We start from the raw sequence: 25,295 nt of genomic DNA, 5'->3' as shown, positions 1-25,295 counted from the left end.
AAACCCTCTTTTGATACTTAATAATACAATATCTGATAGGTTACAACTAAATCGTTATATAAGACAGTGTTAAAAAAATGCTAAAATTACCCCCTTTTTATATTTATTAATACACTACTCTCTATATTCTTTATGCCTGATAATACTACCTCCTCTGCAAACTCCAAGTTCTGGCAAGCATGGTTACCTGTGATTGCTTTATCTTTTGCTGCCTTTATTTTTAATACCACAGAGTTTGTACCCGTCGGCTTATTACCTAGCATTGCCGAAAGTTTTAATATGGATGTATCACACACTGGGCTACTGATTACGGGATATGCTTGGGTAGTTACCCTAATGTCGCTACCCCTCACCATCCTTACTGCCAGAATTGAAAGACGCTTACTATTAATTATTTTATTTATTCTATTTATAACTAGCCATATACTCGCTTGGCTTGCTTGGAGCTTTGCTTCATTAATGGTTGCCCGTATTGGTATCGCCTGTGCCCATGCTGTATTTTGGGCCATTACAGTACCATTAGCGGCCCGTATTGCCCCTTTTCATAAAAGAGCTAAAGCCTTAAGTTTTATTGTGACTGGCTCATCATTAGCAACGGTATTAGGTGTTCCTATTGGAACTATTATTGGTCAACATACAGGTTGGCGTGTTACTTTTCTATGTATTGCCATTATTGCTTTTATAGTAATGATAATATTAATTTGGCTATTGCCTAAATTACCTAGTAATAATGCTGGCTCATTAAAAAGCCTACCTTCATTAATGAAACGCCCTGCTCTTATCAATGTTTATGTTTTAACAGCCATTATAGTAACTGGACATTTTACTGCTTATACCTATATTACTCCCTTTATGACAGAAGTAGGCGGTTTTAGTAAAAACTTTGTGGTATTTTTATTATTATGTATTGGGGGGGCAGGTATTCTTGGCAGTATTATTTTTACTAAAAAATCACCCCACTATCCTATTGGGTTAATTTTGGGCTCAATAACTATTTTACTTATCAGTCTATTACTATTAACTGCTAGCACCTATAGCCATTATACTACTGCGATACTATGTATCATTTGGGGCAGTGTAATGACTATAATTGCCCTTTCACTACAAACCAAAGTACTGGATATTGCGCCTGATGCTTCGGATGTTGCTATTTCTATGTTCTCAGGTATTTTTAATATTGGTATTGGCGGTGGGGCATTGGTTGGAAGTATTGTATTAGCACAAACCAGCACTTCTTATGTTGGCTATGCTGGAGCTATTTTTGTGTTTATGGCTTTCGCTATATTTTGCCTTATTTCTAGACGCCATTGGTTACAAAAAACAGCAACGCCAATAGAAACAAACTAAATATTAACTACAGATTTATTTATACGTTAACACTGCTTTAGCTTATTTTCTAATATCAGCTAGCATTTTTATATTTATATAGCTACTTTGGTAACAACAATAAATTTTTCAGATCACCAATATCATAAAATAATTTAGGCAAAAAAAATGGAGAAGCCTAAACCTCTCCACCATAGAGACACTATGAAAATTAATAATTACATATTAGGATAAACTGGACCACCGCCACCCTCAGGTGGTGTCCACGTGATATTCTGTGCAGGATCTTTAATATCACAGGTTTTACAATGCACACAGTTAGCAGCGTTAATTTGGAAACGCTTAGAACCATCATCATTTTCAACCACTTCATATACTCCAGCAGGGCAATAACGCTGTGCAGGCTCTGCATATTCAGGTAAGTTTTTCTTAATGGGTATCTCAGCATCTGCCAATTTTAAGTGACAAGGTTGATTTTCTTCATGGGTAGTATTTGATAAAAATACTGAAGATAAACGATCAAAGGTAATTACCCCATCTGGCTTAGGATAATCAATTTTTTGTGATTCACTTGCTTTGTTAAGGGTATTAAAATCCTGACGTGTATCATGCAAAGTAAAAGGTAACTTACCAGCAAAAATATTTTGGTCGATAAAACTAAATGCACCACCCCAGAATGTACCGAATTTATGCATAGCAGGGCCAAAGTTACGTGAGCGATATAACTCATCATATACCCAACTATTTTTAAATAATTCAGGATAAGCAGTTAATTCATCTCCTGCACGACCAGCTACTAAAGCCTCAAAAGTGGCCTCTGCTGCTAACATTCCAGATTTCATTGCAGTGTGGCTGCCTTTAATTTTAGAGAAATTTAAAGTCCCTAAATCACAGCCAATTAAAGCACCACCTGGGAAAATCATCTTAGGTAGAGAGTTTAAGCCACCTTTTACAACAGCACGTGCACCATAACAAATACGTTTACCACCTTCTAAATATTGGCGAATAACGGGGTGCAATTTATGCCTTTGGAATTCTTCAAAGGGAGATAAGTAAGGATTTTCATACGATAAATCAATAATTAATCCAACCACTACTTGATTATTTTCAATATGGTATAAGAACGAGCCACCTGGGCTTGCCTTGGTTAATGGCCAACCAGTGGTATGTACCACTAAACCTTCTTCATGTTTAGCAGGATCAATTTCCCATAGCTCTTTAATACCAATACCATAATGTTGTGGATCAGAATCAGCATCTAACTTGTAATGCTTAATTAGTTCTTTACCAAGATGACCACGGCAGCCTTCTGCAAATAAAGTATATTTACCACGTAACTCCATACCAGGTGTATATAAACCATCTTTAGGGTTACCTTCTTTATCAACCCCCATATCACCTGTTAAGATACCGCATACTTTATTTTGATCATCTATTAATAATTCTTGTGCAGCAAAGCCAGGGTATACTTCCACGCCTAATGCTTCCGCTTGTTCAGCTAACCAACGGCAAAGATTACCTAAAGAAATAATATAGTTGCCATGATTGCGCATTGTTTTAGGCACAAATGCATCTGGAATTTTTTTAGAATCTTTATCACTGGTAAAGAAATAAATATCATCACGTTTAACATGGGTCTTTAAAGGTGCACCTTTTTCTTTCCAATCTGGAAATAATTCTTGCAAAGCATGAGGTTCAAATACCGCACCTGATAAGATGTGGGCACCTACCTCTACCCCTTTCTCCACCACACAAACGCTAATTTCTTGGTTTGCTTCTATTGCTTTTTGTTTTAAACGGCATGCAGCAGAAAGTCCTGCAGGACCTGCCCCAACAATTACAACATCAAATTCCATGAATTCACGTTCCACAATATTCTCCTCACAGCTTTTCTTATTTACCGTTTAGTAATTAGGCCGTTTATCAACAAACAATGTTATTTTGACTAAAATTTACTAAACCCTTTACTAATATGTCTTATTCTATCAATAAATTTTACTAATATAACTTATATTCTTAAATTAATTAAATATAACGAGTTTCATGATGCGAAATCAAATACCGCTTTACAAGATATTATAGCATTATAATTTAACCTTGCTTATTAAAAAATACAGATTTTTTACAATAATCATTACAAATTTAAGATATATATCAATTAATCAGTAGGTCTTCAGTCATCTAAATTAGCTACAACACTCTATCAAATATTGTTGGTTTTATACTTATTATTTTTGCAGACTTTAGTAATAATAAACAATAGCCTACCCCTTCATACTACAACATATTGTGCTACTATATTTTTAAAATAACCTTTTCTTAGCTATTCTCTATTACAATATAAGTAATTTCTCTAATGAATGTTTATAAATGATGGATACTCTTACTCTATTATGGTTAGTTATTATTGCTACTGGTTTATTATTTTTTGTCCTTAGTAGCATTATTTGGGCATTATATAAACAGCTTACTGATGCTAATTCGCAGCTACAAACCTTACAACAACAGCAGCAAGATTATCACATTCAAGCTGAAAACTTTAAAACTCAAAATACTCAGTTGAGAGAACATAATTTAGAGCTAAAAGCTAACAATCAAGAACTACAAACTAAATTTGAACATTTGCAGACACGTCATAGTCAACTTTCTAATCAATATACTCAAATAAACACCACGCTAAAGCAAAAAGAGGAACACTTTGTTGAACAAATAAAATTATTTAATGAAAATCGGCAACAATTAAAATTGGAATTTGAACAATTAGCCTCTCAAATTTTTGATGCTAAAGGCAAAAGCTTTACTGAACAAAGCCAACAATCACTGCAATCATTATTAACACCCTTTCGTGAGCAAATAGCAGGTTTTCGGCATAAGGTTGAAGAAATTCATCATGCAGAAACCATTCAAAAAACAGAATTAACCCAAGAGTTAAAACACTTAAAAGAACTCAATCTACAAATTACCCAAGAAACCCATGAGTTAACTGTTGCCTTAAAAGGTGATAAAAAAATGCAGGGGAATTGGGGTGAACTGATTTTAGAAAATATATTGGAACAAGCAGGACTACAGCCCAATAAAGACTTTAGCTTACAAAAGCGAATTTATTCTGAAGAAGGTGAAGCACAAGTTCCTGATGTAATCATTAATCTTCCTCAACAAAAACATCTAGTCATTGATGCTAAAGTTTCACTTAATGCTTATATTAAAACAATCAATGCTACATCAGACGAGCTGCAACAATCAGCTCTAAAGGAACATATTAAAGCTATCAGTCAACGTATTAAAGAATTATCAGAACGTTTTTACTATAAATCAGCCGATATTAATTCACCTGAATTAGTAATTATGTTTATCCCTATTGAACCTGCTTTTATTACAGCCTTTAAGAGTGATGAAACGTTACTACAAAAGGCCATTGATCAAAATATATTAGTAGCTACGCCTACTACTTTGCTTGCTTGCCTAACTATTGTTAGACAATTATGGCGACTAGAGAATCAAAGTCGTAATACGCTTGAGCTTGCTAATACAGCCAGTAGGGTCTATGACAAACTGCGTAATTTCTTAACCAATATGGATAAAATAGAAAAAAGCTTAATAAATGCGCAAGACAGTTATCAAGAGGCTAAAAAGCAACTGATGGATGGTAGAGGTAATCTAGTAAGCTTGGTTAATAATTTTGTCGAATTAGGGGTTACTGTAAAAAATGAAATCAGTGAAGAATGGCAAGAAAAAGCAGCACTTGGGATAGAGGTTCCCGAAAAACCTCAATAAATATTCATCATTAAAAAGGCCACACTAAGTGGCCTTTTTTATAAATTTAAAAACGCTATTAAAACTTATCAAACACAAAGGTATAAGTCGCAATCACACGATTTTCATCTAAATCATTGGATGCACCAGAGCGGAAAGTTGCATTCATCCATGCTAACTCAAGATCTTTTAAAGGGCCTGATTGGATTTTGTAGGCAACTTTAAAATCACGCTCCCACTCCCTTTCCTTTTTACCATAATTAGCACCAGCACGAGTATCGTAAACATGGCTACCTTTTAAGTATTTAATAGAAGCAGTTAAACCTGGTACACCTATATCAGCAAAGTTAAAGCTGTATTGGCCAAACCAAGTACGTTGCCCTGCACTTAGGAATTTACCAATTTGGCTATCAGTCCATAAGTAGGCTGTAGAACCACCCGCCCCAGACCAAGCAGTACCCTGATTTAAGAATGGAAAGTTACTGTCCCCAGAAAGACTTTGATAACCGCCAGTAAGCGCATGTCCTTTAACAGCATAAGTTAATGCCACGCTCCATGTTTGGTTATCTACCTCACCATTATTATTATAACCTTTGATACGATAGCCTTGGCCTCTACCTGAAGTACTCGCATTTTTACCATCAGAGTCACTGTAGAAATAACGTACATCTGTGGTTAAACTACCAACAGGTAGCGCTAAACCATAGTTTAGCCCTAAGAAGTGTTGTTTATAAAACTCTTTTAAATTGCCATAGTAATATTGTAGTTTTAAATCTTTGGTTACTCGGTAATCTACACCACCAAAATAAAACTTATTACTCGCTATACCCGTACTAGCACCATCTACAGACATTGGTTGATTATCAGTAGAGGCACGACCTTTAACATGTTCTAACTTACCACCCACAAAGGTAAAATCTTTCAACTCATTGGAGGTAATCATACCGCCATCAAAGGTTTGTGGTAATAAACGGCCATTATTACCCACTGCAACAGGCATATTAGGTATGAATGTTCCGTATTTTGCTTCTGTTTTAGAGATACGAATTTTAGGTGCTACCCCAAAACTGCCAAAACTATTTTCCGCTTTTCCATTGCGTTTTAATGGAAACATAGTGCCAGGGGTACGATCAATATTAGCTTTACCTGCACGCCCACCACTGTCTAAACGAAAACCAAACATAGCTAAGGCATCAATACCTACACCTACTGTGCCCTGTGTAAAACCCGATTTGTAATCAAGGATAAATCCTTGCCCCCATTCACGTGATTGGCCAGCATAATTATCACGATTGTTATTATCATAATAATAATTTTTAGCCGTAATTGTTAATGTACTGTCCTCTAAGAAACCATGCTCTTCTGCCATAGCATTCAAAGGGAAATAAAATGTTGTGGTACAAGCTGTGGTCAATATGAGTAGCTTTTTCATAATAAAAATGTCCTACTATAGGCTTTGCATGGATAACATAATTTTTAATACAACTTCACGAACATATATCCTATTATTATAAGAAATATTTTGTAAATAATTATTTTGAATATGAATATAACTGGATGAGCACCTTTTAAGCAATTAATAAATTAATTTATTACGGCATATTACTTATTTTAATTTATGCCTAACATAATATAATAACAATTAACCTATTTATCTAAGTATTTCTTATTAGCCAATAGTCTTATAAGCATATTTTATTAACTATTTTTAACTAATTACTATTACTTAACAGTGCACTTATCAGGAATCATATGAAATTTACTGGATCATCTCAATACATTGCTACAGCAGACTTACAGCTTGCTGTCAATGCGGCTACTACCCTCGAACGGCCTTTACTAATTAAGGGCGAACCTGGTACAGGTAAAACTGTATTAGCCGAACAATTAGCTGAAGCTTTTAATGCGCAACTGATTAGTTGGAATATAAAATCCACTACCAAAGCTCACCAAGGTCTTTATGAGTATGATGCAGTGAGCCGTCTTAGAGACTCTCAATTAGGTGTTGAAAAAGTCTACGACATAGCTAATTACATAAAAAAAGGAAAGTTATGGGAAGCCTTTGAAAGCGAAGAAAAGGTTATTCTGCTTATTGATGAAATTGATAAAGCGGATATTGAATTCCCTAATGATCTCTTACAAGAACTGGATAAGATGGAGTTCTATGTTTATGAACTAGATAAAACCATTAAAGCTAAGCAGCGCCCTATTATCATTATCACTTCTAATAATGAAAAAGAATTACCTGATGCTTTTTTAAGACGTTGTTTCTTCCACTATATTGCTTTCCCTGATCGTAATACCTTACAAAAAATCATTGATGTCCATTATCCAAATATCACCCAAGAGTTAGTAAGCGAAGCTTTAGAAGTATTTTTTGATATTCGTGCCATTCCAAACCTTAAGAAAAAACCTTCTACATCAGAGTTAATTGACTGGTTAAAACTATTGATGGCTGAACAAATTGATATTACAACCCTACGTGAACGTGATCCTGCAAAATCTTTACCACCAATGGCAGGCGCATTACTGAAAAATGAGCAAGATATCCACTTGCTTGAACGTTTAAGTTTTATGAGCCGCCGTCATAGGGATTAAGCTATGTTACTTAACCTCTTTAATGAACTACGTGTAGCTAAGGTTCCTGTTTCATTACGAGAGCTATTAGACTTAATTAATGCCCTAAAACACCATATTACTTTTGCAGATATGGAGGAGTTTTATTATCTAGCACGTAGTATTTTAGTTAAAGATGAACGCTATTTTGATAAGTTTGATCGTGCCTTTGCCGCTTACTTTAAAGGTATAAACCAAGTCGATGTTGAAACATTAACTGCCGCTATTCCTGATGAATGGCTACGTAAAGAGTTAGAACGAAACCTAAGCGAGGCTGATAAAGCACAAATTGAAGCATTAGGTGGCTTAGATAAACTTATTGAAACCTTAAAAAAACGCCTAGAAGAACAAAAAGAACGTCATCAAGGGGGTAATAAATGGATTGGTACAGGTGGCACTAGCCCATTTGGATCAGGCGGTTATAACCCTGAAGGCATTCGCATTGGTGATGCAGGTGAACGACAAGGGCGTGCGGTAAAAGTATGGGAAAAAAGAGAATACCAGAATCTTGATGACCAAGTAGAAATTGGTAGCCGTACCATTAAACTTGCCCTACGTCGCTTACGCAAATTTGCCCGTACAGGTGCTAGTGAAGAACTTGACATTGATAATACCATTGAAGCCACCGCCAAAGATGGTGGACTACTCAATATCCGCATGAAGCCAGAACGTCACAATGCTGTCAAACTGCTATTGTTATTTGATATTGGTGGTTCAATGGATATGCATGTTGAAATGTGCCAAGAGTTATTCTCAGCGTGTCGTTTAGAATTTAAATACCTTGAGTATTTCTATTTCCACAATTTTATTTATGAAAATGTTTGGCAAGATAACCATCGACGTCATAATAATCGTATCCCCACATGGGATATTCTGCATAAATACGGTCCAGACTATAAAGTAATCTTTGTGGGCGATGCTGCAATGGGGCCCTATGAAATAAACTATATTGGTGGCAGTGTTGAACACTATAATGAAGAACCTGGTAGTGCTTGGATGCAACGGTTTATTGAACATTATCGTAAAGTTATCTGGCTTAACCCTTACCCTCAACATGCTTGGCAATACACTCGCTCAATTGATATGGTTAAAGGATTGGTTAATAACCATATGTACCCTTTAACCTTAGAAGGATTAGAAGCAGGTATTAGCTATTTAAGTAAATAGCTAATCTTCCAATAACTTATTTAAAATCAATAAATAATCATATTTTTACAACAACTAATTATTCCATTATGTTATTTATATATGAATAAATAGCACTTTTAAGCATAAGCAGAAACTGTTATCTTGTGACACCTTAAACTAAACCTACACACTATCCAATTGTGTAGGAAAAATATCTACTTGATAGCTATGCAGCCTGTTGTTGGAATTTAAATGTATATTTATGATGAATATGATCAGAAAATTGTAGACGAACGCGTTAAACAATTTCGTGATCAAACAAACCGCTATTTAGCAGGTGATTTAACAGAAGACGAATATCGCCCGCTACGCTTACAAAATGGTGTCTATATTCAACGTTATGCACCTATGTTGCGAATAGCTGTGCCTTATGGCTTATTATCTTCTAAACAATTACGCAAATTAGCCAGCATTGCGCGTAACTATGATAAAGGTTATGCACATGTTTCTACTCGTCAAAATTTTCAATTTAACTGGCCTGAATTAGAGGATATACCAGATATTCTCGCTGAACTTGCTAGCGTACAAATGCATGCTATACAAACCAGTGGTAACTGTATTCGTAATACCACCACTGACCAATTCGCTGGGGTTGCTAAAGATGAAGTAATCGACCCACGCGCTTGGTGTGAAATCATACGTCAATGGTCAACCTTTCATCCTGAATTCCATCATTTGCCACGTAAATTCAAAATTGCTGTAAATGGTGCTAAACAAGATCGAGCAGTAATTGAAGTGCATGATATTGGTCTTGAAGCCATCCGTAATTCAGAAGGTGAACTTGGCTTTAAAGTTTATGTGGGTGGTGGTCTAGGACGTACTCCAATTATTGGTTCATTGATTAATGAATTTTTACCTTGGCCGCATTTACTCACTTATCTTGATGCTATTGTGCGCGTTTATAATCGTTATGGACGTCGTGATAACAAATATAAAGCACGTATTAAAATTTTAGTCAAAGCCTTAACACCTGAAGTATTTGCAGAAAAAGTGGCCGCTGAATGGGCGCACTCTAAAGATGGTCCAGTGACTTTAACTGAAGCAGAAGTAAATCGCATTAGCGGTCACTTTGTAGCCCCTGCTTATAAGCAACTAACAGATATTGATTTCAAAGAATTAGACCAACAACACCCTGGTTTTGCCCGTTGGAGACAGCAAAATACCCGTCCCCATAAACAAACAGGTTATATTGCCGTTACGTTATCATTAAAAGCTACCGCCACGCCTCCTGGCGATATTAGCGATAAACAACTGGATGCTGCTGCTGATCTTGCAGACCAATATAGCTTTGGAGAAGCAAGAACAACTCACCAGCAAAATATAGTACTTGCCGATGTTGAACAAAATAAACTGTTTGAGCTTTGGCAACAAATGCGAGAGTTAGGTTTTGCTACACCAAATATTGGTATGCTTACTAATATTATTTCTTGCCCTGGTGGAGACTTTTGCTCACTAGCTAATGCTAAGTCTATTCCTGTGGCAGAAGCTATACAACGCCGTTTTGATAACCTCGATTATTTATTTGATATAGGCGAATTAGATCTTAATATCTCTGGATGTATGAATGCTTGTTCCCACCACCATATTGGGCATATTGGTATTTTAGGCGTCGATAAAAAAGGCCAAGAGTTTTATCAAATATCTTTAGGTGGTAATACAGGTTATAACACGGCTTTAGGCAGTGTATTAGGCCCTTCTTTTGCACAAGAAGAAATACCTGATGTGATAGAAAAGATTATTCAACTCTATCTTGCACAACGACACCCTGATGAACGTTTTATAGATACTTATCAACGTCTAGGTATGGAACCTTTCAAGGAGCATGTTTATGCAAAAAATAATTAAAGATGCTCAAATAGTCAATGATAATTGGCATTTGTTAGCTAATGATATTAGCCTTGAAGATATTGCTAACTGTGATGATGTTATTGTGCCTCTTAATTTATGGCAAGAACATAAACAATTGCTACAAAAACGTGATGGCCAAACTGCTGTGTGGCTAGACTCATCACAGGAAATTGAAGTACTAGCCGATGATTTAGCAACACTACCCCTTATAGCCCTAGAGTTTCCTGCATTTACGGATGGGCGCCACTACTCTAGCGCACGTATTTTACGTGATCGCTATCAATATAAAGGGGAAGTACGTGCCATTGGTGATGTATTAAAAGACCAATTATTTGCTATGCAACGTTGTGGTTTTAATGCCTTTGCTGTAAAAGCGGATAAAGACATTGAAAACGCTTTATTAAGTTTAAATGACTTTACAGAAACTTACCAAGGTGCAACAGATCAGCCTTTACCATTATTTAGAAGACGCTGATACTATTCGCTATTTTCTAGTTACCCATACTAGAAAATAGCTTCTTTTTAAATTTACTTATGCCAAACCTCTATAGTGTACGCAGGTTTATCATCCTCTGCCGCAAAGCTTTGTGTTTCCACTTTATGCCACCTACTCTCATCAAAGTTAGGAAACCAAGCATCTCCCTCTGGCTTAAGATGAACACGGGTTAAATATAATTTATCCACAACATTCGTAGCTAAAGCCATCGTATAAAGCTGTGCGCCACCTATCAGCATCATTTCAGAAACCTGTTGTGTAGTAGCCCATTCATTTGCACGTTGTATAGCTTTTTCTAAAGTTGGATAAACCTCTGCTCCATCTGCTATAAAATCTGTTTGTCGACTTATTACGATATTTAATCGATTAGGCAAAGGTCGCCCTAAAGACTCCCATGTTTTACGCCCCATAATAATGGGTTTTCCTGTAGTAACCGCTTTAAAATGCTTTAAATCAGCAGGTAAATGCCAAGGTAATTGGTTATTAATACCAATGATATGATTATCTGCTAATGCTACTATAATTGATAAAGGCAACATAACATCTTATATCCATTAACAAAGTGATACATAAGTATACCTGATAAACCACTTTATATTCGTTTTAAGCCAAATTTATCATTGTTTAATAATCTAAAAATGTTTAATAATACAGCAAAGATACTTCTAAAAACTTAGGAAACTACAGCATGAAACAGTCTGCCATTGCTATATGGGAAGGATCAAGAGCTGAAGGAAAAGGTGTAACAACTACACAAAGCAAACAAATCTACAATACGCCTTATTCATTTGTATCTCATTTTGATGATGGCCATAAACAAGCTACTAATCCTGCCGAATTGATAGCAGCCGCTCATGCTGATTGTTTTACGTTAATGCTAACTGAATTACTTGAAAAAACTGACTTAGTTGCAGACTATATTGAAACTAGCGCAGAAGTGACCATAGATTTTGATTCATCGACCATGACTCACTCTCATCTAACTGTAAAAGCTCGAATACCTAACATAAGTAAAGACCAATTTGCAGAAATGGCAATAACTGCTGCTAAAACATGCCCTGTAAGCAGATTATTAAAAGCCGAAATTAGTGTGGATTACGAATTAATTTAACAAATTAAGCTAAATACCCAAACAACCATCAAACATTTATGAGTTATTACGGTATCTACTACCTATATAATCAAGGTTATCTGCTATAATATTTAAAAAACCTCACTGACAGAAGGGTACTACTATGCAACAAAATCAATTAAAACAAGCTGCTGCTCAAACTGCCATGTCCTACCTGATGCCTAAATTAGAAAGAAACAGCATTATTGGCATTGGAACAGGTTCTACAACTAACTATTTCATCGATTTACTAGCTAATCATAAAATGGATTTTGAAGGTGCTGTTGCCAGTTCAGAACAATCTGCAGAACGGTTAAAAAAACATGGTATCCCAGTTTATGATTTAAACAGTGTCGCTGAATTAGAGTTTTATATTGATGGTGCAGATGAAGTTAATCGCTATCTCGAATTAATTAAAGGGGGTGGCGGAGCATTAACTCGAGAAAAAATTATCGCTGCTGTTGCCAAAAATTTTATCTGTATCGCTGATGAAAGTAAGTTTGTTGATACACTAGGTGCGTTCCCTCTTCCTATTGAAGTCATCCCCATGGCCCGTAGTTACGTGGCCAGAGAAATCGTTAAATTAGGTGGCGACCCAATTTACCGCGAAGGCTTTATTACCGATAATGGTAATGTGATACTTGATGTACACAACCTAACTATCAACAAAGCCAAAGATTTAGAAATGAAACTTAATGATATTACAGGTGTTGTTTGTAATGGACTATTTGTTAAAAGACCTGCTGATTTATTATTCTTAGGAACACAAGATAAAGGTGTTCAATTGCTTACAGCCTAATACTGTTATTATTGCTTGCTATGCAGTCCCATAGCAAGCAATGTGATTTTCTATTTATTGTCAGAATCCAAAGTTTGTATCTTACCACCTTTAGCAAGAAACTCCTGCATAGCACGCTCTAACGCATCACGTTCTTTTTGCTTTGCCTCTATACTAGGCAACTCTTCCTCTTCAGCGGCTGGTTTACCTACCTTTTTATTGCTTGTAGGTATCTCATCTTGCTCATTAATGTCTTCTGCCTCATCACTATCAGGACCATTATAAGCGTCTACAGCCTCATCTTCTTGTTCTTCAATATCATCGTCACTTTCTTGTTCTAAATCATCATCAATCATAAGCACCCCATTAATCACGTGAATTTTCTAATAATATAAAATAATTTGAGTCATTTCTTCAATAAAATAGTTCAATTTTATATAAAATAATTTTCTGAAATAGAAACGCCCAGCAAACACTGGGCGTTTTCACATATCACGCGTTAATTATTATAGGTTATAACCACGTTCATTATGCGATGAAAGATCTAAACCAATTACCTCTTCTTCCTCTGTTACACGCAATCCCATTAATTTATCAATAATAAATAAAATAACAAAGGTAACAATAGCTGTATAAGTAATGGTGACGATGACACTTAGTGTTTGTATCCAGACTTGGTGAGCTATATTAGTAACACCTGCATCAAAACCACCCAGCATAGGTGCTGCAAAAACGCCTGTTAATATAGCACCTACGATACCGCCGATACCATGCACACCAAAGGCATCCAGAGAATCATCATAGCCTAATTTACGTTTTAGCGTAGTAGCACAGAAGAAACAAATAACACCAGAGGCTAAGCCAATTACCAATGCACCCGCAGGACCTGCTGTACCAGCCGCAGGTGTAATAGCTACTAAGCCAGCCACTACCCCAGAAGCAATACCTAAGGCACTTGGTTTGCCATGAATAATCCATTCACAAGCCATCCATGCTAACGCTGCTGCGGCAGTAGCAATTTGCGTAACTAACATCGCCATACCAGCAGAGGTGTCTGCGGCACCTGCTGAGCCAGCGTTGAAACCAAACCAGCCAACCCATAACATTGCTGCGCCTACTAAAGTAAAGGGTAAATTATGGGGCGCCATAGCTGATGATGGATAACCTTTACGCTTACCAAGCATTAAACAAGCTACCAAACCAGCAACACCTGCATTAATATGCACCACTGTACCACCAGCGAAATCAATTACTCCCCATTCATGCATAAGGCCACCATCGCCACCCCATACCATATGAGCAATAGGCGCATACACTAAAGTAAACCAGCAACCCATAAACACTAACATAGCAGAAAACTTCATCCGCTCAGCAAAAGCACCGACAATAAGTACTGGGGTTAATATGGCAAAGGTTAATTGAAAGGTAATCCACACACTTTCTGGATAAGTACCATTTAAGCTATCATGGCCTAATTGCTTTAAGAATAAATTATCTAAACTGCCCACAAATGAATTGAAGTTAGTGACACCTGCCTCCATTCCTGCTGTACTAAAAGCAATACTATAGCCATAAATAAACCATAGAATGGTCACCAATGCTGTTACAGCAAATGATTGCATCATCACTGATAGAATATTTTTAGCGCGAACCATACCGCCATAAAATAAAGCAAGGCCAGGAATAGTCATAAAAAGAACAAGTGCTGTTGAGATAAGCATCCAGGCAGTATCGCCACTATCGAGCTTTGTGGTTTCTTGTGCCATGGCAATGGGAGTGGCTAACGCCAATAGGCAAGCCATTCCGAATAATTTACGGAAAGATAACATGGGGGTTTCTCCTGCACTGACAATTACTTAGATAGCATCATTATCTGTTTCACCAGTTCTGATGCGAATGGCTTGCTCTAAAGCTGTTACAAAAATCTTACCATCACCAATTTTGCCTGTGTTGGCAGCTTTACTAATTGCTTCAATCACAGCATCAAGCTGGTCATCGGCAACACCTATTTCAATTTTTACCTTCGGTAAAAAATCAACCACATATTCTGCACCACGGTAAAGTTCAGTATGGCCTTTTTGACGACCAAAGCCCTTTACCTCAGTAACAGTAATACCTTGGACACCAATCTCAGATAGTGATTCTCTTACATCATCTAACTTGAATGGCTTAATAATCGCAGTTACTAATTTCATTCAAACTCTCCTCTGGCTAGATAAACCGTACAGGAGAGAAACCCCGCTGTACAGTTTATCCTATATATGCACTTGTTTAGTACTTAAAAAATTAAAAACTAAGTAAAAGTTACTTGTTAATTGGTCTATTGCAGAAAGCTTGCCAATAAATAATATTTCCTACACAATATACAAGACATTGATTATTAATATATTTTTTATGTCTGCTGATAAATTTTGCATCTTCTTGGTGCAATATAAAGAATCAAAACTAGTTATTTTGGTGCGTCATTATGTAAACTTAAAATTTACAGTGATCTATTTATTGTGAATAGGTATATTACTGACAAAGAAAATTAGAGGAGAAAAACAATGGCTCTTGCTCAACTGATTAATTGTGAAAAACTAGCTAAACATTTAAATGATAAAAATCTAATAATTTTTGATTGCCGATTTTCACTTGAGGATACAAGTTATGGTGAGCAGTCCTATCAAGCAGGCCATATTCCTAATGCCGTTTTTATTGATTTAGATAAAGACCTTTCTAGCCCCGTTATAAAAGGCAAAACCAGTCGTCATCCTTTACCTGATCCCAATCTACTAATAGAAAAACTAGCCCAATGTGGTTTAAATAATGATAGTAAAGTGGTTATTTATGATAATGGCCCTAGCCCGTTTGCTAGTAAAATGTGGTGGTCATTAGTTTGGTTAGGGAAAAGAGATAATGTGTTCCTATTAGATGGCGGTTTTAAAGCATGGCAAGCAGCAGGTTTACCTATTACGAGTGATAAATCGCCAGTCCATATTGGTAACTTTATAGGCCAACCTGATGATACTTTGTTAATTAATGCCAATGACTTAGAGAAAAAGTTAGGTGATGATCAATTAACTCTATTAGATGCTCGAGCATTACCTCGCTTTCGCGGTGAAGTGGAACCAATGGACCCTATTGCTGGTCATATACCTGGTGCAACTTGTGCTAACTTTATGGAAAATTTGGATAATGATGGTCTATTTTTAACTATCCCTAAATTGCAACAACGTTTTCAAACATTAATTAAGGATAAACCTCTTGCTAAAGTGTTTGCTTATTGTGGTTCTGGTGTATCAGCATGCCATAACTTATTTGCTTTATGCCTTGCTGGCTATCCATTAGTTCCTCTTTACGCAGGCTCTTGGAGTGAATGGATTAATGATCCCCAACGCCCTATTGCAACGGGTGATTAATTTAAAGATAATTGATTGTTATTAAGAAATAATACAATACTAAAATTTGCTAGGAATAATGTAATGACACTAATGGCCTTCTTACTAGACTTTTTATTAGGGGCTTGTGTCGGTTTTTTGGGTGCTTTATTTGGAATCGGTGGTGGACTGCTTGTTATTCCAATATTAGTTATTTTCTTTGGTTTCGATCAACAAATGGCGCAAGGTACTGCGCTAATTATGGTAGTACCTAATGTCATATTATCGCTGCGCAACTATCATAAACGCGATAAAATTAATATACGTTATGCGCTTTCGCTAAGTATTCCTAGTTTCTTTCTATCTTTTCTAGGTGCTTATGTAGCACTTACTTTACAAGCCAATAAATTACAAAACATATTTGCTATCTTTATGTTTTGTTTAGCTATCTATTCAATATCACATGCCTTATTCCGCAAAAAGGCCGTTTTAGGAAGTAAAGAATCACCTTACGGATTTATCTGGTTTATTGTATTAGGCGGAACTTGTGGCTTTTTAGGTGGTATTTTTGCAGTAGGCGCAGGTGCTATCGCAACCCCCGTACTTACTTTAGTCTTTGGCCTAGCACAATTAGTTGCACAAAGCCTTGCTTTATCATTAGCACTGCCTAGCTTACTGGCCTCATTATTTATGTATGTACTACATGGGCAAGTTAATTGGGCTGTCGGTATACCCCTTGCATTAGGTGGTTTAACTAGCGTTGGCCTTGGGGTTAGGTTAGCTTATGCATTACCCCCAAAATTATTAAAAATCTTATATGGCTGCTTTTTAATGATATGCGGCCTATTATTATTAATAAAGTAACAAATTATTCCTACTAAAACACTAGGACTTTATAAAAACCGTATAGTAGCGTAAACTAAACACAATAACTTAGGAGTCATTATGTCTAGTATTAATATTACAGAAGCGGCACAGGATTATTTAGCCAGCTTACTTGCTAAACAAGACCATAAAGATGTGGGTATCAGAGTATTTATCACTCAACCAGGTACGCCACAAGCAGAAACATGCATTTCTTATTGTCGTCCTGGTGAAGAAGACCCTTCTGATAGAGTACTTGGTTTAGCTAAATTTACTGCTTGGATTGATGCAGTTAGTGAACCCTTTTTAGAAGATGCAGTAGTAGATTTTGCTGAAGATCGCATGGGTGGACAATTAACGATTAAAGCACCTAATTCTAAAGTACCTATGATTGATGAAAGCAGTCCTCTTAATCAACGTGTTGAATACTATTTACAAACCGAAATTAACCCAGGTCTTGCCAGCCATGGTGGGCATATTAGCCTTATTGATATTGTAGAGGGTAATATTGCTATTTTACAATTTGGTGGTGGCTGTCAAGGTTGTGGTATGGTTGATACTACACTGAAAGAAGGCGTTGAAAAAACCCTACTTGAACGTATTCCAGAACTTACTGCTGTTAGAGATGTAACTGATCATAGCAATAGAGAAAATGCGTATTATTAGGAATATATATGCATTTTGATGAAAATGTGATCAGAAAATGGGCTTATAGTACTGATTTAGATAAAGCTGTTGATCAATTCATTGAAAATGACCAGAGTGGTGATTTATTTGATTATGAAATAGACCGTGTTTGTACTATCGAACTAGTATGGGAGTTTGCAAAAGATCCAAACTGTTTAAAACAGCATTTTTTTCTACATCGGTTGATTGATAGGCTGTGCTCAATTTATCGATTACCTTTTCATACCTTGAAACCATTTAAAAGCTCTCATTTGCTAGGGATTGAAAATAAACAAGATTACCTAGCAAAAGTCGCTAATTATGCAGAAAACTTGTATCGTCATAATATAATTTTAAATGAGATGCTTAACAATGACGATACAGTGATTAAATATATTCGTAATCAAATTTATAACTTTATATGGATTAATCCAGAAGACTCTACATTGTTAGGTAATGAAAAACAAAATCAGCAACCTAGTATTCAGAGCCAATACGAAAAAGCCTATTATAGCAATATCCAAGCACTGCATAAGGCAGTTTCTGAGCTAACAGATAAATAATACTAAGGCTGAAACTTACCAATAAAAATAGCAGGATCAACACGAGCATCATTTAGACTCACATTCCAATGCAAATGTGGCCCTGTTGCCCTTCCAGTAGCACCTACTTTAGCTACTACCTCACCTCTTTTAACCTGTTGCCCAAGTTTTACATCTATAGCGGATAAATGGCAAAACATACTAATTAAACCTTGCCCATGATCGATAAAGATTGTCTTACCATTAAAGAAATAATCACCTATTAAAATAATTTCGCCATCAGCAGGTGCTTTAATGGGAGTACCTTGAGACACAGCTAAGTCTAAACCAGAATGGGGGTTACGCTCTTCACCATTAAAGAAACGCCGTAAACCAAAGGGACTAGATAACCTACCTGTAACAGGTAGATCGAACATCACATTGCTAGGAATTCGATTAGAAAACTGCTGATAAGCTGCTAACTGTAATTTTAATTCTTTAGCTATGCGTTGTTGGTTCTGCTCATTAGGGTTCACTTGTTGCTTATTTTTTAGCTTAATATGTTGTTCCCGATAATCTTTATGAGCCACTGTAAAAGTTACTGTATAACTACCTTGTTGTCCTTTAACAGTAATACTTTCAGTGCCTGCTTTGGTAGTTAAAGGAATCCCTACTACAGCTATCCATTGTTTATTATCTTCATGGAGAACCAACACTGGTTTATTTTTATAATAAACATTAGGCTTAGCCGTTTCTTTATCTAAAGCTATTACTGCAACACCACCTTGCACAGGTTTATTTAACAATCTTGTTATAAAACCTTCTGCATAGCATACAGTGCTCAATAACAAGCTACTAATAAATATAATTGCTCTAATCATCTTATCCTAATACTTATGCTTTAATTTATTTTCTTAGCCAATAATGTAGCAAAACGTAATTTTATTCGTTGACCATTTTCATCTTTTCTATGTAACTCGCCAATATTCTCATTATATTTAATAATTTCCCAACCTTGATAATATTCTTTTAATTCATTTTCTTTAAAGGTAAAAGAAAACGAAACAGGACAGGGAAAATCCTCTGTAGACATTGCAGAAACAATTAAATTATAACCACCTTGATCTGTATGTTGCTGCATATTCTGAATAATAGTAGGTATACGCACTCTTTCTAAAAACATAAGCACTACAGTAGAAAAAATAAAACCATAATTATCCGTAATAGTAGCTTCATTAATATTATAAGGCGCTACCTTAATACCTTGTAGATTTTCTTTAGTAACCACTTCTTGTAAACGATCAATATTTTGATCAACAGCAGTAACATCGAACCCTAATAAATGAAGAAACAAAGAGTTTCTACCACCGCCACAACCTAAATCTAATGCTTTACAGGGTTTAACAATTTTTGCAGCTTCTAAAACTTCAGAATGGGTTTTAGTTAAATCATATTTTTTATGACTATAATCTTCTGCTTTACAATAAAATCCTAATTGGCATTCTAAATCATTTGAACAACTAATTATCTTATGCCATTGTTGAGGTTCTATAAAAGGTGGTTGATTATCAGCAGAAAAACTAAACTGCTCGATCATATCACCTTGTTCCGTTAATATTGCAAACTCTAATGAACCTCGCAATATAGCTAATTTTGCCCATGTTCCTTGTTGAGTATTATGCTTTTCTTTAAATTCTTTAGGTATAGTGGTATTTGTCCAAACTGGCATTTTTTTATAGCAAAATAATCCTTCCATTGCTGCCTCTATTACTGGTATTTATAAAAATAAGACAATAGCTATTTACACAAAAATAGTTGACTACAATTGTAGGTTATTAGGGGTAACTATTCCATTAATTAATTGAAAGAATGGCTTATAAAGCACCTAACATCTTATTATATTTTTAAAAATAAAAAAGCCTGTTAATAAACAGGCTTTTTTACTAAATAAAGAGGAAGTTATTAAACAACTTCTCTTCTATAAACACGTGCATAATAACGTACACCTAGGCAACCAGTTAAGGTACTAACGATAGCGCCTAATAGTAAAGCAATAAATGACCAACAAGCTATTTTAGCAACTGCACTAGCTGCTTGATCTGCTGCTTCAATTGCTTTTACTTTCATATCTTGATAAGTTGCTTTAGCTTCAGCAATTAATTCTTCTGTATCTTGCAGACGTTCTTCAATAGTTTGTTGAAGTTCGGTACGTGCTTCAATATAGTTATCAACAATTTGATTAATTTCATCATCAGAAAGATTAGAATTATTTCTAATTGCTCTAACCACATCTTCACGATCAATTTTACTTGTTACTGTATCAGCTCTTTCTTTTAAAGTTTTTGATAAATTATCAATCACTTTATCAGCATCATCAGGATTAAGCGCTATTTGCTTAACAGCTGATTGTACATCTTTTGCTGATTTTTTAAGTTGGTTTTGTAAGTAATTAGGTTGTAACGCATCAACACCACTATTTTGTAATGCTTGCTTGATGTTTTGTTGAAGTTCTTGGCCAGAAACATCGGTATCGATATTGATACTTTCAAAAATCTTTTCAATACCTTTTGCTGCTGTTGTTACACTGCTGCCTACAACAGAACCAACACCTGAAACTACTGAACCAGTGGCAGAACCTACTGCGCCAATAGTGCTGCCAGCCATTTGAACTGCACTTGATAGCATCATGGAAGTAAGAATAACTGAAACTATTAATGTAGTAGCCCAAACTAAAAAGCCGTGAATTTTGCCTTCAATACCTGCTAATCTACCTGCTACGAAACCACCAGCTGCTAAACTTACTACTACCGTTAGCACTGTCCAAATGAGCATTGTTATACCAACACCCTCAAATGGTTGATCTGACTTAGGAGACAAAACGGCAAATCCAAGACTAGTACCTAATGTAGAAAACAATATAGATACTGCAAGTACTGTTACCAAACCAGCAATGATACTACCCCAAGAAACTCTTTTTGCTTCCGCTTCATACGCTATCATGTTTTCACCCTTAACTTATTTATTAAACTTTAGAAAATACTTACTGAACTAATTGAAAATAATTACTGTTAGATTGAAAGTGAAACAGAATTACTTACAGAGAGTTAAATTAATTCAAGCCTTTTAAATCTAAACAGAAGCAGTTTAACAATATGTGAAGTTAGGCGAATTATACGTTTGGCGCGGTTGTAATAAGACTTTTAGTGAACAATCATGAGTTTATAATCATTTTTATAGGATTCAAAAAGCCATTTAGCATTTTATTATTAAGCGTTTATTATTACTGATTAGCCTACTTTATTAACTAGCAAAGCTAATTACCTTAATTGAGTTGCTTAATACCAGGGTCAATATCCACTTCTCTAATTTTGATATCCGCCCCATCAGGTACATACTCAATGGTAAAATCTGCTTGTTGCTCAACAAAATGCCACTCTCCACAATGGGCAGGCGAATCATTTAATTTTATATCTATATCAGCAGCAGTCTCAACTCGTTGTACTGTAATATCAGCATCACTGTCCACAATCTTAACTTTGCCATAAAGGGGAATATCATTAAAAGTACAACGTTCCTTGTCTATTCCCGCTGCTAGTGTATAAGTGGAAAAATTAGCTAAAATAACCATTAAGCCACTTAATAAGAATAATTTTTTCATTACTTAACCTTCGTTTAATAAAGCAAAATGCTAACTATTTAATTAAAATACTCTTTCAAGGTTTGAATAACTAGTTAAATCAGCTAAATATTATTACAACATCTTATATTATTTATAATAGTGATATGCAAAGATTAAAAGTAATACACATACTACATACGCTATTGCAGTATAAACAATACTATAAATAATAAATCTAATTTTAGTTTCAATATTAAATAAAAATACTGTACAAATAGCTACCAGTATTGTCATCATCACTTCTGCTAACAGTAATCTTTGAAAAACTTCACCCTCAGCTGTATCCGTCTTTATATGATAGTCTGGAATGATTAAATTACTTATAAAAAAAACACAAGCTATTGTGAGTCAAGCTATTGTGAGTAAGAATACAATTATTGCATTTGTATTAAAACTTTTCTTGCTAAGTAAGATTAATGCTCCAATAAAATAAACTATTGCTAATAAAGATTTTATAAACTCGCCATTCTTAAAAAATAAAATCAACGTATAGGCAAAGAAAATATAACAAATAACAATTAAATCATCACTTTTGTATAAGGTTTTTTTCTGTACTAATGAGTTTTTTAACATCACCAATGAAAAAACAACAATTTTCAATGAGATGATTACTCCAATTAGAATTATTGCAAATAGCGTAAGAAATAATAATGCTAGACCTTTTTCCATGTAACTAATCCCTTTAATCTCTATGAAAAGCTTATTGCCAAATAAGCTTTTCAAATAGTCTATTTTTTCTTCAATTGCTTAGCATTTGCAAATAAAGCAGCCATTGCATTATTTACTGGTGGCGTATTTGTCTTAGGTGTTTGTGGTTGATGGGGTTTATTATTACCTCCTCGATGAGCTTGTCTATTACTGCCAGCACCACCTTCTATTTTCTCTCCTGGTGTATCACCTAAACGCATAGATAAGCCTACACGATTACGCGGAATATCCACTTCCATTACTTTAACTTTAACAACATCACCCGCTTTTACTACTTGATAAGGGTCTTTGACAAAATTTTCTGACAAGGCGCTGATATGTACTAAGCCATCTTGATGAACCCCAATATCCACAAATGCGCCAAAGTTAGTTACATTGGTAACCACACCTTCTAAAATCATCCCTAATTTAAGGTCTTTTAATGTTTCTACGCCTTCTTGAAATTCAGCTGTTTTAAACTCTGGACGAGGATCACGGCCAGGTTTATCTAATTCTTTTAAAATATCTGTTACAGTAGGCAAACCAAAGGTTTCATCAGTAAATTTACTAGGGTCTAATTGTTTTAAGAAACTAGAATCACCAATTAAAGATCGAATATCTTTACTGGTTTCTTTCGCAATACGCTCTACCACAGGATAAGCCTCTGGATGCACCGCAGATGAATCAAGTGGATTAGCAGCATTCATTACACGCAAGAAACCTGCTGCTTGTTCAAAGGTTTTTTCACCTAAACGGCTCACCTTTTTTAACTCGTTACGTGTTTTAAAAGCACCATTACTATCGCGATAGCTCACAATATTCTGCGCAATAGTCGTATTTAAACCAGAAATACGTGCTAATAAAGCAGAAGAAGCTGTATTTACATCTACGCCCACTGCGTTTACACAGTCCTCAACCACTGCATCCAAAGAACGTGCTAGTTTAAGTTGTGATACATCATGTTGATACTGACCAACACCAATAGACTTAGGATCAATTTTTACCAGTTCTGCTAATGGATCTTGTAAGCGACGGGCAATAGAAACAGCTCCTCTTAATGATACATCTAACTCAGGAAACTCTTTAGCCGCTAATTCAGAAGCAGAATAAACAGAAGCGCCAGCCTCACTTACCATAATCTTAGTCATTTTTAAGTTAGCGTATTTTTTAATAAGCTCTGCTGCCAACTTATCTGTCTCACGGCTTGCTGTACCATTACCAATAGCGATTAAATCTACATTATGTTTAGCACATAGTTTTGCTAATGCATTAATACTGCCATCCCAATCATTTCTAGGTGCATGGGGATATATAGTACCTGTCTCTAATAATTTACCCGTGGCATCTACCACCGCTACTTTAACGCCTGTTCTTAAACCAGGGTCTAAACCTAAGGTAGCTCTTGGCCCTGCTGGTGCGGCAAGTAATAAATCATGCAGATTACGAGCAAATACACTTATCGCTTCATCTTCTGCCTTCTCCCTTAACTCGCCTAATAAATCGGTTTCTACATGGTTATAAAGCTTAACTTTCCATGTCCAACGTACTACTTCAGACAACCATTTATCCGCTGCTCGGCCTTGCTCTTTAATATTAAACCAATCCGCTATCATTGCTTCACATGGATGACTCTTAGTTTCTTCATCTCCTACAACCAATGAAGCAGATAAAATACCTTCATTACGACCACGGAAAATAGCTAAGGCACGATGCGAAGGTGTCGTTTTTATAGGTTCGTTATGTTCAAAATAATCACTAAACTTAGCACCTTCTTGCTCTTTACCTTCAATAACACGCGCAGCTAAAATGGACTCTTGCTTCATAAAATGACGTAATTTCTCTAAGAGATTAGCATCCTCAGAAAAACGCTCCATTAAGATATATTTAGCGCCATCTAGGGCAGCTTTAACATCAGCTACACCTTTATCATCATTAATAAAATTGGCTGCTTCTGTTTCTGGGTCTTTAGTTGGTTCATTAAATAATAAATCAGCTAGCGGCTCTAAACCCGCTTCAATTGCAATTTGACCTTTAGTACGACGTTTTGGTTTGTAAGGTAGATATAAATCTTCTAAACGAGTTTTAGTATCTGCTTGTTCAATTTCTGCTTTTAATTCTGGGGTAAGCTTACCCTGTTCTTCAATACTAGCTAGAATAGTAGCTCGACGCTCATCTAGCTCTCTTAAGTAACGCAATCTTTCTTCTAATAACCGTAATTGCGTATCATCTAAACTACCTGTTACTTCCTTACGATAACGAGCAATAAAAGGAACTGTTGCTCCCTCATCTAATAAAGCTACAGCAGCAGCTACTTGATTAGGAGATACCTTGCCAGAAGGCAATAAAGATAATTCTTCAGCAATACGATTATTTATACTATTCATAAACTCTCAACAATAACAA

Annotated in this window: 24 protein-coding genes; 12 read left to right on the top strand and 12 right to left on the bottom strand. The window is 35.6% G+C overall.

Going from position 1 to position 25,295, the window contains the following annotated elements; translation table 11 throughout:
- The first annotated feature begins 132 nt into the window (after nt 1-132).
- On the top strand, nt 133-1,347 hold the full coding sequence (locus tag JHT90_RS03585; RefSeq protein ID WP_201094204.1) for a sugar transporter: 1,215 nt from the start codon (nt 133-135) through the stop codon (nt 1,345-1,347).
- Nucleotides 1,348-1,544: 197 nt separating this feature from the next.
- Here JHT90_RS03585 and JHT90_RS03580 read toward each other — a convergent pair whose 3' ends face one another.
- On the bottom strand, nt 1,545-3,197 hold the full coding sequence (locus JHT90_RS03580) for an electron transfer flavoprotein-ubiquinone oxidoreductase (RefSeq protein ID WP_201094196.1): 1,653 nt from the start codon (nt 3,195-3,197) through the stop codon (nt 1,545-1,547).
- Nucleotides 3,198-3,696: 499 nt separating this feature from the next.
- Between JHT90_RS03580 and JHT90_RS03575 the strand changes: the two genes are divergently transcribed.
- The gene (locus JHT90_RS03575; RefSeq protein ID WP_201094194.1) at nt 3,697-5,100 is read left to right on the top strand and encodes a DNA recombination protein RmuC; all 1,404 of its coding nucleotides are present in this window, start codon (nt 3,697-3,699) and stop codon (nt 5,098-5,100) included.
- Between the two features lie 58 nt (nt 5,101-5,158).
- On the opposite strand, the gene JHT90_RS03570 is transcribed toward JHT90_RS03575, so the two are convergent.
- Complete coding sequence (locus JHT90_RS03570; protein ID WP_201094192.1) at nt 5,159-6,511, bottom strand: OprD family porin; 1,353 nt, start codon at nt 6,509-6,511, stop codon at nt 5,159-5,161.
- Between the two features lie 320 nt (nt 6,512-6,831).
- Here JHT90_RS03570 and JHT90_RS03565 point away from each other — a divergent pair, with 320 nt between their 5' ends.
- From JHT90_RS03565 to JHT90_RS03550, 4 genes are all read left to right on the top strand, one after another.
- Nucleotides 6,832-7,677: an AAA family ATPase gene (locus JHT90_RS03565; protein WP_201094189.1), complete on the top strand. Its 846-nt coding sequence runs from the start codon at nt 6,832-6,834 to the stop codon at nt 7,675-7,677.
- A 3-nt stretch (nt 7,678-7,680) separates the two neighbouring features.
- Nucleotides 7,681-8,862, top strand: a complete 1,182-nt coding sequence (locus tag JHT90_RS03560; RefSeq protein WP_201094187.1) for a vWA domain-containing protein — start codon at nt 7,681-7,683, stop codon at nt 8,860-8,862.
- Between the two features lie 213 nt (nt 8,863-9,075).
- Nucleotides 9,076-10,728 carry a nitrite/sulfite reductase gene (locus tag JHT90_RS03555; protein ID WP_201094186.1) on the top strand — a complete coding sequence of 551 codons (1,653 nt, stop codon included), beginning with the start codon at nt 9,076-9,078 and terminating at the stop codon, nt 10,726-10,728.
- On the top strand, nt 10,712-11,206 hold the full coding sequence (locus JHT90_RS03550) for a DUF934 domain-containing protein (RefSeq protein WP_201094183.1): 495 nt from the start codon (nt 10,712-10,714) through the stop codon (nt 11,204-11,206). Before JHT90_RS03555 ends, JHT90_RS03550 begins: the two co-directional genes overlap by 17 nt.
- 53 nt (nt 11,207-11,259) lie before the next feature.
- Here the strand turns inward: JHT90_RS03550 and JHT90_RS03545 are convergent, their stop codons facing one another.
- Complete coding sequence (locus JHT90_RS03545; protein ID WP_201094181.1) at nt 11,260-11,766, bottom strand: dihydrofolate reductase; 507 nt, start codon at nt 11,764-11,766, stop codon at nt 11,260-11,262.
- Nucleotides 11,767-11,915: 149 nt separating this feature from the next.
- On the opposite strand from JHT90_RS03545, the gene JHT90_RS03540 reads away from it, so the two are divergent.
- Together JHT90_RS03540 and rpiA are read left to right on the top strand one after the other, a co-directional pair.
- Nucleotides 11,916-12,338 carry an OsmC family peroxiredoxin gene (locus JHT90_RS03540; RefSeq protein WP_201094179.1) on the top strand — a complete coding sequence of 141 codons (423 nt, stop codon included), beginning with the start codon at nt 11,916-11,918 and terminating at the stop codon, nt 12,336-12,338.
- 124 nt (nt 12,339-12,462) lie between these two features.
- A complete protein-coding gene (gene rpiA / locus JHT90_RS03535) occupies nt 12,463-13,137 on the top strand; it encodes a ribose-5-phosphate isomerase RpiA (protein WP_201094177.1) in 675 nt (224 codons plus the stop codon).
- A 50-nt stretch (nt 13,138-13,187) separates the two neighbouring features.
- On the opposite strand, the gene JHT90_RS03530 is transcribed toward rpiA, so the two are convergent.
- The 3 genes from JHT90_RS03530 to glnK form a co-directional block, all read right to left on the bottom strand.
- On the bottom strand, nt 13,188-13,472 hold the full coding sequence (locus JHT90_RS03530) for a hypothetical protein (RefSeq protein WP_201094175.1): 285 nt from the start codon (nt 13,470-13,472) through the stop codon (nt 13,188-13,190).
- 150 nt (nt 13,473-13,622) lie between these two features.
- Complete coding sequence (locus JHT90_RS03525; protein ID WP_379971862.1) at nt 13,623-14,918, bottom strand: ammonium transporter; 1,296 nt, start codon at nt 14,916-14,918, stop codon at nt 13,623-13,625.
- 54 nt (nt 14,919-14,972) lie between these two features.
- Entirely contained in the window at nt 14,973-15,311 is a 339-nt protein-coding gene (gene glnK / locus JHT90_RS03520) for a P-II family nitrogen regulator (RefSeq protein WP_201094173.1), read from the bottom strand.
- Between the two features lie 351 nt (nt 15,312-15,662).
- Between glnK and JHT90_RS03515 the strand changes: the two genes are divergently transcribed.
- The 4 genes from JHT90_RS03515 (at nt 15,663) to JHT90_RS03500 (ending at nt 18,568) form a co-directional block, all read left to right on the top strand.
- Nucleotides 15,663-16,517, top strand: a complete 855-nt coding sequence (locus tag JHT90_RS03515; RefSeq protein WP_201094171.1) for a sulfurtransferase — start codon at nt 15,663-15,665, stop codon at nt 16,515-16,517.
- Between the two features lie 63 nt (nt 16,518-16,580).
- Nucleotides 16,581-17,339 (top strand): sulfite exporter TauE/SafE family protein, encoded by a 759-nt coding sequence (locus JHT90_RS03510; RefSeq protein ID WP_201094169.1) that lies wholly within the window; start codon nt 16,581-16,583, stop codon nt 17,337-17,339.
- 81 nt (nt 17,340-17,420) lie between these two features.
- Nucleotides 17,421-18,005 carry a Fe-S biogenesis protein NfuA gene (nfuA, locus tag JHT90_RS03505; RefSeq protein ID WP_201094168.1) on the top strand — a complete coding sequence of 195 codons (585 nt, stop codon included), beginning with the start codon at nt 17,421-17,423 and terminating at the stop codon, nt 18,003-18,005.
- Between the two features lie 8 nt (nt 18,006-18,013).
- Nucleotides 18,014-18,568 (top strand): hypothetical protein, encoded by a 555-nt coding sequence (locus JHT90_RS03500; RefSeq protein ID WP_201094155.1) that lies wholly within the window; start codon nt 18,014-18,016, stop codon nt 18,566-18,568.
- A gap of 2 nt (nt 18,569-18,570) precedes the next feature.
- On the opposite strand, the gene JHT90_RS03495 is transcribed toward JHT90_RS03500, so the two are convergent.
- From JHT90_RS03495 to JHT90_RS03470, 6 genes are all read right to left on the bottom strand, one after another.
- Nucleotides 18,571-19,407 (bottom strand): M23 family metallopeptidase, encoded by an 837-nt coding sequence (locus tag JHT90_RS03495; RefSeq protein ID WP_201094153.1) that lies wholly within the window; start codon nt 19,405-19,407, stop codon nt 18,571-18,573.
- A gap of 20 nt (nt 19,408-19,427) precedes the next feature.
- Nucleotides 19,428-20,282: an SAM-dependent methyltransferase TehB gene (tehB, locus tag JHT90_RS03490; RefSeq protein ID WP_201094151.1), complete on the bottom strand. Its 855-nt coding sequence runs from the start codon at nt 20,280-20,282 to the stop codon at nt 19,428-19,430.
- Nucleotides 20,283-20,488: 206 nt separating this feature from the next.
- On the bottom strand, nt 20,489-21,526 hold the full coding sequence (locus JHT90_RS03485) for a TIGR04086 family membrane protein (RefSeq protein ID WP_201094149.1): 1,038 nt from the start codon (nt 21,524-21,526) through the stop codon (nt 20,489-20,491).
- 322 nt (nt 21,527-21,848) lie between these two features.
- A complete protein-coding gene (locus JHT90_RS03480; protein WP_201094147.1) occupies nt 21,849-22,184 on the bottom strand; it encodes a hypothetical protein in 336 nt (111 codons plus the stop codon).
- Between the two features lie 369 nt (nt 22,185-22,553).
- On the bottom strand, nt 22,554-22,874 hold the full coding sequence (locus JHT90_RS03475) for a hypothetical protein (protein ID WP_201094145.1): 321 nt from the start codon (nt 22,872-22,874) through the stop codon (nt 22,554-22,556).
- 59 nt (nt 22,875-22,933) lie between these two features.
- Complete coding sequence (locus tag JHT90_RS03470) at nt 22,934-25,276, bottom strand: Tex family protein (RefSeq protein WP_201094143.1); 2,343 nt, start codon at nt 25,274-25,276, stop codon at nt 22,934-22,936.
- Nucleotides 25,277-25,295 lie beyond the last annotated feature (19 nt).

This window comes from Entomomonas asaccharolytica (assembly GCF_016653615.1).
Classification (GTDB): Bacteria; Pseudomonadota; Gammaproteobacteria; order Pseudomonadales; family Pseudomonadaceae; genus Entomomonas; species Entomomonas asaccharolytica.
This window is presented reverse-complemented; position numbering and strand designations above follow the sequence as displayed.

What these genes read in the sequence shown, in the direction of transcription:
- JHT90_RS03585 (WP_201094204.1), top strand. Translation starts at nt 133, where the DNA reads ATGCCTGATAATACTACCTCCTCTGCAAACTCCAAGTTCTGGCAAGCA.
- JHT90_RS03480 (WP_201094147.1), bottom strand. Translation starts at nt 22,184, where the DNA reads ATGAAAAAATTATTCTTATTAAGTGGCTTAATGGTTATTTTAGCTAAT.
- JHT90_RS03515 (WP_201094171.1), top strand. Translation starts at nt 15,663, where the DNA reads ATGGCTCTTGCTCAACTGATTAATTGTGAAAAACTAGCTAAACATTTA.
- JHT90_RS03570 (WP_201094192.1), bottom strand. Translation starts at nt 6,511, where the DNA reads ATGAAAAAGCTACTCATATTGACCACAGCTTGTACCACAACATTTTAT.
- JHT90_RS03545 (WP_201094181.1), bottom strand. Translation starts at nt 11,766, where the DNA reads ATGTTGCCTTTATCAATTATAGTAGCATTAGCAGATAATCATATCATT.
- tehB (WP_201094151.1), bottom strand. Translation starts at nt 20,282, where the DNA reads ATGGAAGGATTATTTTGCTATAAAAAAATGCCAGTTTGGACAAATACC.
- JHT90_RS03530 (WP_201094175.1), bottom strand. Translation starts at nt 13,472, where the DNA reads ATGATTGATGATGATTTAGAACAAGAAAGTGACGATGATATTGAAGAA.
- JHT90_RS03550 (WP_201094183.1), top strand. Translation starts at nt 10,712, where the DNA reads ATGCAAAAAATAATTAAAGATGCTCAAATAGTCAATGATAATTGGCAT.
- JHT90_RS03500 (WP_201094155.1), top strand. Translation starts at nt 18,014, where the DNA reads ATGCATTTTGATGAAAATGTGATCAGAAAATGGGCTTATAGTACTGAT.
- JHT90_RS03470 (WP_201094143.1), bottom strand. Translation starts at nt 25,276, where the DNA reads ATGAATAGTATAAATAATCGTATTGCTGAAGAATTATCTTTATTGCCT.
- JHT90_RS03555 (WP_201094186.1), top strand. Translation starts at nt 9,076, where the DNA reads ATGTATATTTATGATGAATATGATCAGAAAATTGTAGACGAACGCGTT.
- JHT90_RS03560 (WP_201094187.1), top strand. Translation starts at nt 7,681, where the DNA reads ATGTTACTTAACCTCTTTAATGAACTACGTGTAGCTAAGGTTCCTGTT.
- nfuA (WP_201094168.1), top strand. Translation starts at nt 17,421, where the DNA reads ATGTCTAGTATTAATATTACAGAAGCGGCACAGGATTATTTAGCCAGC.
- JHT90_RS03475 (WP_201094145.1), bottom strand. Translation starts at nt 22,874, where the DNA reads ATGGAAAAAGGTCTAGCATTATTATTTCTTACGCTATTTGCAATAATT.
- JHT90_RS03540 (WP_201094179.1), top strand. Translation starts at nt 11,916, where the DNA reads ATGAAACAGTCTGCCATTGCTATATGGGAAGGATCAAGAGCTGAAGGA.
- JHT90_RS03495 (WP_201094153.1), bottom strand. Translation starts at nt 19,407, where the DNA reads ATGATTAGAGCAATTATATTTATTAGTAGCTTGTTATTGAGCACTGTA.
- glnK (WP_201094173.1), bottom strand. Translation starts at nt 15,311, where the DNA reads ATGAAATTAGTAACTGCGATTATTAAGCCATTCAAGTTAGATGATGTA.
- JHT90_RS03485 (WP_201094149.1), bottom strand. Translation starts at nt 21,526, where the DNA reads ATGATAGCGTATGAAGCGGAAGCAAAAAGAGTTTCTTGGGGTAGTATC.
- JHT90_RS03510 (WP_201094169.1), top strand. Translation starts at nt 16,581, where the DNA reads ATGACACTAATGGCCTTCTTACTAGACTTTTTATTAGGGGCTTGTGTC.
- rpiA (WP_201094177.1), top strand. Translation starts at nt 12,463, where the DNA reads ATGCAACAAAATCAATTAAAACAAGCTGCTGCTCAAACTGCCATGTCC.
- JHT90_RS03575 (WP_201094194.1), top strand. Translation starts at nt 3,697, where the DNA reads ATGATGGATACTCTTACTCTATTATGGTTAGTTATTATTGCTACTGGT.
- JHT90_RS03525 (WP_379971862.1), bottom strand. Translation starts at nt 14,918, where the DNA reads ATGGCTTGCCTATTGGCGTTAGCCACTCCCATTGCCATGGCACAAGAA.
- JHT90_RS03565 (WP_201094189.1), top strand. Translation starts at nt 6,832, where the DNA reads ATGAAATTTACTGGATCATCTCAATACATTGCTACAGCAGACTTACAG.